This is a genomic window from Erysipelothrix sp. strain 2 (EsS2-7-Brazil) (assembly GCF_016617655.1).
In the GTDB taxonomy this organism is placed as follows: Bacteria; Bacillota_I; Bacilli_A; order Erysipelotrichales; family Erysipelotrichaceae; genus Erysipelothrix; species Erysipelothrix piscisicarius.
In genome coordinates this window covers 19951-28564 of sequence record NZ_SCFT01000007.1, presented here as the reverse complement: position 1 = coordinate 28564, position 8614 = coordinate 19951, and the positions used below count along the sequence as shown (strand labels likewise).

General features: G+C 37.0%; 7 protein-coding genes and 2 tRNA genes. 3 read left to right on the top strand and 6 right to left on the bottom strand.

All coding sequences use genetic code 11. The features are described from left to right. Positions 1 to 9 precede the first annotated feature (9 nt). The 3 genes from EPJ90_RS04540 (at position 10) to EPJ90_RS04530 (ending at position 973) form a co-directional block, all read left to right on the top strand. Positions 10 to 85 (top strand) — tRNA-Asp (locus tag EPJ90_RS04540). A 3-nt stretch (positions 86 to 88) separates the two neighbouring features. Continuing rightward, positions 89 to 162: transfer RNA gene (locus EPJ90_RS04535), tRNA-Gly, on the top strand. A gap of 112 nt (positions 163 to 274) precedes the next feature. Then, positions 275 to 973: a hypothetical protein gene (locus tag EPJ90_RS04530; RefSeq protein ID WP_161637317.1), complete on the top strand. Its 699-nt coding sequence runs from the start codon at positions 275 to 277 to the stop codon at positions 971 to 973. A 93-nt stretch (positions 974 to 1066) separates the two neighbouring features. On the opposite strand, the gene EPJ90_RS04525 is transcribed toward EPJ90_RS04530, so the two are convergent. The 6 genes from EPJ90_RS04525 to EPJ90_RS04500 form a co-directional block, all read right to left on the bottom strand. Continuing rightward, complete coding sequence (locus tag EPJ90_RS04525; protein ID WP_200542729.1) at positions 1067 to 3073, bottom strand: ABC transporter permease; 2007 nt, start codon at positions 3071 to 3073, stop codon at positions 1067 to 1069. A gap of 84 nt (positions 3074 to 3157) precedes the next feature. Continuing rightward, positions 3158 to 3556 (bottom strand): GyrI-like domain-containing protein, encoded by a 399-nt coding sequence (locus EPJ90_RS04520; RefSeq protein ID WP_125164255.1) that lies wholly within the window; start codon positions 3554 to 3556, stop codon positions 3158 to 3160. Positions 3557 to 3619: 63 nt separating this feature from the next. Beyond that, a complete protein-coding gene (locus tag EPJ90_RS04515) occupies positions 3620 to 5569 on the bottom strand; it encodes an FtsX-like permease family protein (RefSeq protein WP_200542728.1) in 1950 nt (649 codons plus the stop codon). 11 nt (positions 5570 to 5580) lie between these two features. Continuing rightward, entirely contained in the window at positions 5581 to 5754 is a 174-nt protein-coding gene (locus EPJ90_RS04510) for a translation initiation factor IF-2 (protein ID WP_161637314.1), read from the bottom strand. A 113-nt stretch (positions 5755 to 5867) separates the two neighbouring features. After that, positions 5868 to 7829, bottom strand: a complete 1962-nt coding sequence (locus EPJ90_RS04505; protein ID WP_200542727.1) for an ABC transporter permease — start codon at positions 7827 to 7829, stop codon at positions 5868 to 5870. Continuing rightward, the gene (locus EPJ90_RS04500; protein ID WP_200542726.1) at positions 7819 to 8586 is read right to left on the bottom strand and encodes an ABC transporter ATP-binding protein; all 768 of its coding nucleotides are present in this window, start codon (positions 8584 to 8586) and stop codon (positions 7819 to 7821) included. The genes EPJ90_RS04505 and EPJ90_RS04500 overlap by 11 nt, the downstream gene beginning before the upstream one ends. Positions 8587 to 8614: the final 28 nt, after the last annotated feature.

The window sequence follows — 8614 nt, the reverse complement described above, 5'->3', positions numbered from 1 at the left end:
TTTGCAAATGGTCCAGTGGTGTAGCGGTTAACATGCCTGCCTGTCACGCAGGAGATCGCGGGTTCGATTCCCGTCTGGACCGCCATTTGCAGGTGTAGTTCAATGGTAGAACACGACCTTGCCAAGGTTGAGGCGGGGGTTCAATTCCCCTCACCTGCTCCAAACAGTTAATCCAACTCTATAAGTTTACTTATAGAGTTTTTTTTATGATTTTAAATTCTATGATTGGTTTTCGTTCATTATACGTTATAATGCTTTTAAAGGAGGTTTGTGTATGCCTACATCAATCTATTTTATGAATATCATGGACAGCTATCAAATCGTTGTCGCAATAATCAGTCTGTCTGGTGTTTTACTGAGTTCTCTTTTTGGATACATTAGTTCATATCTCGGTAGAAAACAATCTGCAGATACCGAACTCAAAAAAATCAAAGAGAACCATCAGAAGCAAATTGATCAAGAGAAAAAACTTGAGAAGGACACAAAACTTCGTATTGTCTTACAAGAACTCACCGAGGGTTACTATGCGCTAAACTATGACCAATCAATTCCTGGCACTTACTTTAATACAAACGAAGGCCAAGAAGTATTTAATCGTGTTATGTCATTTATCACCGCCTATGGAAATGAACAATCTGTACAAACAACCATTTACCTTCAAAAAGCGATTTTTGGGAGTAACTTATTAAGTAACTACTATCAAAGATTGTCCGAATATGTTGAAAACGACCTAACCTATACCATTGATTGGATTCGTTATGAAACGAATGCACTCACATCAATCTTAATTGCTCAGCTACGATATGACATCAGTCATGAATTATTGAATCCAAAAGATCTCATGATGGTGAAGTATAATAACGACAATCCAGTTCTTAGAGATTTTTTTGAATCAGGCGTTGACCTCTTTATCGAAATGCTTGAACTGAAACACTTTGATGCCTACACCGAAAATCATCAAGCATTGAAATAGAAATAAAAAACATACTCCACCATGGATGTAAATCTCTTTTCCGTACTAGGAATTAGGGATTCACTTCAAATGAGTATGTTTTTTATTTGTTTTTTATTTGCGTTTTACTTTAATAATACGTTTGCTGTTGAAATAAGTGATCACAAAATAGATCAAGTAGAACATAAAGACAATAACCACTGTTGACACACTGAGTACATTTGATGTGTACCCTAAATTTATAAGGTTTAAATTTCGCTCAACTGCAATCAAACCGACTACCGTATGAATCAATGCAACCCCTAGTGGGATGAAAAAGTATAAGGCCGTCTGTTTCAACAATGCTCGATTAATCATGGCATGTGATGCCCCGATCTTACGCAGGGTTTCATACCGCCCTTGATTATCGCTAGCCTCCGATAACTGTTGTAACGCCAAAATAACGAGACTAACAATAAGAAGCACCATCCCCACATACAGGCCAATTGCAGCAATAATAATTTCAGTTCCCATGCCTGTAAGCCCCGAGTTATATCTTGTAAGTACATCGGTATCATAATAATTTGTGAGATCTTGGGTTTGTCTTTCTTGAACATGTTCTAGAATACGTTCAATATCTCCTTCAGTTGAATGTAGTGCATTGCCACTTACTACAGTTTTTATAAAAACATCGGGCCAGGTGGCCTTTATCGAATTGACATCATCTTCATGAGCTACAAGGATTGGATAGCCATTTGACTGATTCGAAAAAATCACAAAATTTGCCTCATCATAAGGTTGTAGGAAATAGTCAACAGAACCTAAGGTTAAGGGTTTTCGATAATCAAGGACATCAACCAAACGCGCACGCATTGTAATGAGATTGTTGTAATCCGGTTGAAAATAGATTTGATTCTTCGAAAGCGTCAACAACGGTTTATTTTGGATGGTTCGAACTTTATTGTAATCACTTAGCGTCATGAGAGCCAAAGGTTCATTAACGGGTTTTTCCTCACCAATATCATCATAAATATTGAATACCTCCGTATCAAAAGATTCCGATCGATAGAGGTTGATTTGAAAACCCGATCTAAAATATTCATTAAGATTTAAATCGTTATAGTAATTTTTCACAGTTCCCACGTCATCATACATAAACGTAAATGAGGCATCATAAGGAATGGTTTCAACCGCAAAATTAGAAATGCGTTTATTAAGGTTTAGCCCCGTCGCTAAAATAGTAATACCAAACAATAAGGTAATGGATACCACGGCCATGACACGATATGTCGAACGAATTTTATTTGAAACTTGTCGAACGACAAATAAATTAAGGTTGCGATAGTATCGTGAGCGGTTTATATGTACAAAATATTCCACAAATTCTGCCATAGATTTAAATAAAAGGATTGTCGCAAAGATTCCAATCCCAACAATAATCGGCATAAAGAAGATAAGTTGCCCTGCTTTAAGAACCCATAAGTAATCAAAAATCAAAATCGCAATCGCCCCAATAAGTTGAAATACCGTCCACCAAACCGAAACATTTCGCAACATCTCTTGTGTTCTATGAGCATTAAACAATTCATTTAACGTAATCTTCCGCAGTTTCCGTTGATTAAGAAACATAATCAATACAAAGATTCCACTAAAACAATAAATCGTTCGCCGCGCCCCCTGTGTTGAAAAGATAAATTGATAGTGAATCGGAACCGCTAGGATTGTCCCCATCAACACACTCGTAATTTGCGTTAAGATATAGCCTGAGAACAGGCCTACTGCAAGTGCAGCCAATCCAATTAAAAATGTTTCTGCCATCAAAATCAATGACATTTTAAAACGTGACATCCCCAAAAGCATGTACAATCCAAACTCTTGTTTTCGTCTACCAATGATGAAATTATTTGCATAGACGATAAGGAAAGCAAAGATTACGACGACTATAAAAGATATCACATTGAGGGCTTCTGATACCAGTTCAAACGTTCGTCCCATTTGATTTGTAAGTTCCAAGATTCCCGCTTGATCTTGAAAGGATCCAAAAATATAGAAAAGTGCTACAGAAAAAGCCAGTGTCACAAAATACACGGTATAGTCTTTATAGCTTTTTCGAACGTTTTTAAATGCCATTTTTATGACCATAGTTAGAACTCCTTAGTTGTATTTTATCATATTTCAATAACCGACCACCTTACATTCTCGTAATTAAAAAGAATAACATAAATGTTATTCTACTGCGATAAAGATATCGATACGTCCATCTTCATAGTATTTTTCAAAATCAATGGTATACGCACGTTTTAACTTATCCGATGCCTCCAACGACCAGATCAATTTCCATGTATTTAAAACACCAAATTCATCGGTTACATCAACAGGAAATACTTGATAATCATTGCGTTCGTCCACGACCAACAATTCGCTTGTTTGTTCAAACTCAGTTGCAAGGCCCAGAGAATACAATCCCTTATAGTCTGTCTTGTAGTCCGTATAGACTGCATATTTCGCCGCATCGTAATGTGGCAATGATGTATTGAATCGCTCCCACATTGAAGCAAGCTTTTGTTCAAACTCCGGGTCATCAAAACTATTCGTCCGAATATCTTCTCTTATAAATAAATTCATGGAACGCTCCTTTTACACTACAACTATAATACAACATTCTATAAAAAAAACTAGATGAAATCTCTAGTTTCCTTTAATTATTGACTTACTGCCTAAATAGGTTGCAATAAAGTATACAAAATAAATACCGATAACCCCAACACACGTTAAAAGGGTTGGCATAAAACTGGTTGCCTTAAGGCCTGCAAGATCTAAGTTTATATTAACCGCAGATATCCCAACCCATGCATGAACACCAGCCAGCAAGAGTGGTATGAAGAAATACAAGGCAACTTGCTTGAAAATGGCGTGATGCATCATGCCTTCATCCGTTCCCAATTTCTCAAGTACACGATAGCGTACCTGATTATCACTTGCTTCAGAAAGTTGCTGTAGAGCAAGAATGACACCACTACTGATTAAGAAAACAACGCCCAAATAAAGTCCCATAAAAGTAAAAATCAGCTCAATTCCCAATAGCATTTCAAACAGTTGTTCTGAACTAACACTTATAATATCATTGGGATCATATCCCAATTCGTCAAGTTTGTGTTCAATAGATGTTTGGAGTAAACTGCTTTTGTCTGTATTCACATTGTAGATTGTTGTCATCGTTACGGGTTTCGTTTGAGATGCAAGTGTATCATGAAGTGTTTCCGTATTCATGAGTAAGACGACATCATTAAAATCACCATTTCTAATGCTTATCGCCTCATCATCACGATCATCAACAACATTATAATCTCCCTTACCCAAGATCACTTTAGCATCCGCTTTTAAGGTTTGATTGTGATGTTTAAGACCATAAGGGTATACACTGTTCGGACTTAAATCAATGGTTGGCTGATTGTGTATGACGCGGATCATATTATAATCCTCAATATCCGCAAGATAGACTCGTGGTTCTTGTTGTTGGCTTTTGGCGTGCATCACAACACTATCGAGTACATCCGCATCATAATCAGTGTTGTAGAGATTCATTGATGCAAAGCCTTCGATGTTCTGGTCCGCAATAAAGGTTTCAATTTCAAGATCACGTTCGATCGATAAGTACGGCACCATTAAGGTGTAATCAAAAGGTGTATTGCGTTTAATTTGTTCATCCATAACTGAATTTAGGTTAAACCCCGTTGATAATGTTGCGATACCAAATAAGAGTAGAAGACTTACAACCGCCATCATCTTGTAAGTCGTATTGACCTTTGAGGCAACTTGGCGAAATACAAAGACATTGAGATTTTTATAATAGAGGCGTTGATTGATCTTCATAAACTTAAGCATAAAGCCGGAAAGTGCTTTAAAAATAACAAACGTAGCAAATGATCCCAAGGCAATAATCAAAGGCATAAAGACCACAAGATGTAAGGGTACAAGTGCCCATTTATAAGCAAGAATCAGTAAAATGACACCTACCATAAATTGTAAAACAGCACGTTTGTTTTCAGCAGTTTCATTGACGCGATGTGCATGAAAGAGTTCAATAAGCTTATGTTTCCGAATGACATTACCGTTGAAGATTAGGACAATGATAAAAATAACGGAAAAGCTTAGGATTGTTTTAAGTGTTGCTTTGATTGAGAAAATAAAATGGTATGTGATGTTCGCTTTAAGGAGTTGAGCACTTAAAATTGCGGTTGCCTGAGATCCGAGATAGCCAAGAACTAACCCGGTCCCTAAGGACATCACACCAATATAGAGGGTTTCATATGTTAGGATTCGCGCAATGTTTCGTTTTGGCATCCCCAGTAATGTGTAAAGGCCCAACTCTTTTTGACGACGTCGAATTAAGAATTGATTCGCATAGAGAATTAAAAATGCGAACACAACAGAAATAATGGCTGACATAACATTCATGGTTGTTACAAGTGCTTGCACAGCTTGACCTTGCCCTGCCGTCATTTTTAAAATGGCTGACTGCTGTTCAAAGGATCCGAAGATATAGAAAAGGGCTACCGAAAAGGTCAATGTGATAAAATATACAGAATAATCTTTATAGCTTTTCTTAACATTTCTATAGGCTATTTTAAAATACATAATTGCCTCCCTTATAATGTAATGATCGTCGTGATCACAAAACTGGATAGCGCTTGCCCGATTGCTTGTTCTTCAGCACTCATTTCCGCAAGGCAAGGTTTGGGTTTTGTTAGTTCTGAGTTACGTCCTTGTAGATTTTTGCGTGTTTGATCATTTCTAAATAGTTTTTTAATTTGTGTTTTCATAATGTTTCTCCTTGTTATCTATAGTATAGATTTTATGCAAGAAGCAAACCATCGAATCTCCTTACACTTAACTTACAACAATGTCATATTAAAAAACACACCCTTAGGTGTGTTTAAGCTTCCAGTGTAATGGCCTTACTCGAGAAATACGTAATGATGAAATAGATCAAATACATACTAATGATTGCACTGGTTGTAAGAATTGCAGGCACCATGGTGTCCGGTGCAAGACCCGCTAAATTTAAGTTCACATTCATTGCTTTGATACCAACATAAGCATGGATTAACGCAATGAGAAGTGGTAAAAAGAAATAAATCGTTATCTGTTTTAGAATTGAACGTTTAAGCATATGCTCATCGGCACCCAATTTTGTGAGAACACGGTAACGTGATTGATTATCACTGGCTTCCGAAAGCTGTTGAAGCGCCAATACAACCACGCTGCTTAACAAGAACACCAATCCAAGATAAATACCCACATAGGTAAATAAGAGTTCGGTTCCACTCATTGACGCTGTCACATCTTCGGAACTAAGAATATTATGATACAAGCCAAGAGACTGTCCCTTAAAATTGTTTTCAAGTTTTTCTACGACTTCTTTTTGTGAGCCATGAACATCAAGATTGGATATGAATGTATTTTGATTCCATGCGTCATTTGAAATCATTTCTGCTTTTAATGTTGATAGATGAACATCATTAACCACAAAGAGTGATCCGTGAATCATGGATCCATTCGCAATCCTTACCGGTTTCACATCATGATTTGCTTGAAGCACAAACGCTTGTCCTAAAATTGGAATCGCATCCAGTTTCTCCAAATCACTGCCCTGTAACCCTGCGGTTGGTGCTTTTTGGAAGTAAACTTCATCTTCATCAAGGTGAATGGGTTCATACCCTTCATGCGTTCGTAAACCATTGAAATCAGTCTCTGTCATAAATAAAATGCGTTGACCTTGATAAAGTTCCTGTTCCATCCCCATATCCTTCGCTTCAATGCCCAGATCATAAAGGGATGCGGTTGTTTGATGTTCAAAGCCTTTGACTTCATCAATAAGACGCGCGTAATCCTTCCCTTCTGAACCGGAAACCACAACACTAACATCATAACCGGTTGCTTTTTCCAGTTCATTGCCAAGTACATAATTTAAATTAAATGCAGTAGCAAGGGCTCCTATCGCAATCAACAACATCAAAGTAATCACAGACATCATTTTATACGTTGTACTGATTTTTGCGCTCACTTGACGAAAGACAAAACTATTTAAACCCTTGTAATAACGTTTTTGGTTTAATTGCATAAATTTAAGCATAAATCCAGAAAACGATAGGAAGAGCATAAAAGTTCCCAATGCCCCTGTAACCAACACAAGGGGAAGCAAACGAATCAGTTCCATTGGTTTCAATGCCAGTTTATAGGCATACCCAATAAGGACACATGCAAGAATAAAAATAACAACACTCATCCATGTCTTACGTACTTTAAGTGTTTCATTTTGACGTTTTGAGCGCAATAAATCAATTAATTTATATTTATTAAGAATCACACCATTAAAAATCATGACTACTGTAAAAATAATCATAAAGCACACAATTGTTTTCACAGTCGCAACCATTGAAAATACAAAATGATAATGTGTTGCTACACTTAGAACCTTTGCACTCAATAGTGTCATAACTTGAGATAAAGCAAGACCTAAAAGCAATCCAGATCCTAATGAAAAGACCCCAATATAGAGTGTTTCGTAAATTAAAATTCGAGATATGTAGCGTTTCGGCATCCCCAATAACGTATAAACGCCCAGTTCTTTATGGCGACGCTTAATTAAAAAATGATTTGCATAGAGAATTAAAAATGCAAAGACAACGGCGACAATATAGGACATCGCATTCATAATACGTGTCAACGCCTCAACCATTGAACCTTGTGATGAACTTAAATCCATAATTGATGCTTGTGCACCAAATGAAGAAAAAACATAAAATAGAGAGACCGAGAACGTCAAGGTGATAAAGTAGATAAAGAAATCTCGATAGCTCTTCTTAACATTACGAAGTGCGAGTTTAGAGTACATTTGCGGAATCGCCTCCAAGTAACGTTACAACATCAATAATTTTATCAAAGAATTCTTTGCGACTATCATTACCACGTACCAACTCATTAAAGATTTTCCCATCTTTTATGAAGAGGATGCGTTGCGCATAACTTGCACTGAATGCATCATGGGTTACCATCATAATGGTCGCTTGTTCTTGTTCATTCAGTTCTTGAAGTTTCTCCAGCAACATACGGCTTGATTTTGAATCTAAAGCACCCGTAGGCTCATCCGCTAAAATAAGACTTGGATTTGTAATTAATGCACGCGCTGAGGCGACACGTTGTTGCTGTCCCCCTGACATTTGATACGGAAATTTTTGAAGTACTTCTTCAATATCTAAAAGACGCGCCACGCTTTGAATGCGTTGATCAATTTCTTTATGATTAATGTTTTGAATGGTGAGCGCTAAAGCAATGTTTTCATAAGCAGTGAGGGTATCCAGTAAGTTAAAATCTTGGAAAATAAATCCAAGTTGCTCTCGACGAAAACGTTGTAAATGCTCTTTCTTAAGTTTTGTAATATTTTGACCGTTCACCCCAATGGTTCCACTGGTTACCGAGTCAATGGTTGAAATGCAGTTAAGAAGGGTTGTTTTCCCAGAACCCGATGGTCCCATAATCCCTACAAATTCCCCTTTTTCAATTGTGAATGAGACACCATCAAGTGCCTTGGTAATATTTCCTTTTTTACCATAGTATTTTTCAATATTGTTTACATCTAGTATTGTTGTCATAACCAACCTCCTACATTGAGTTTAAAGA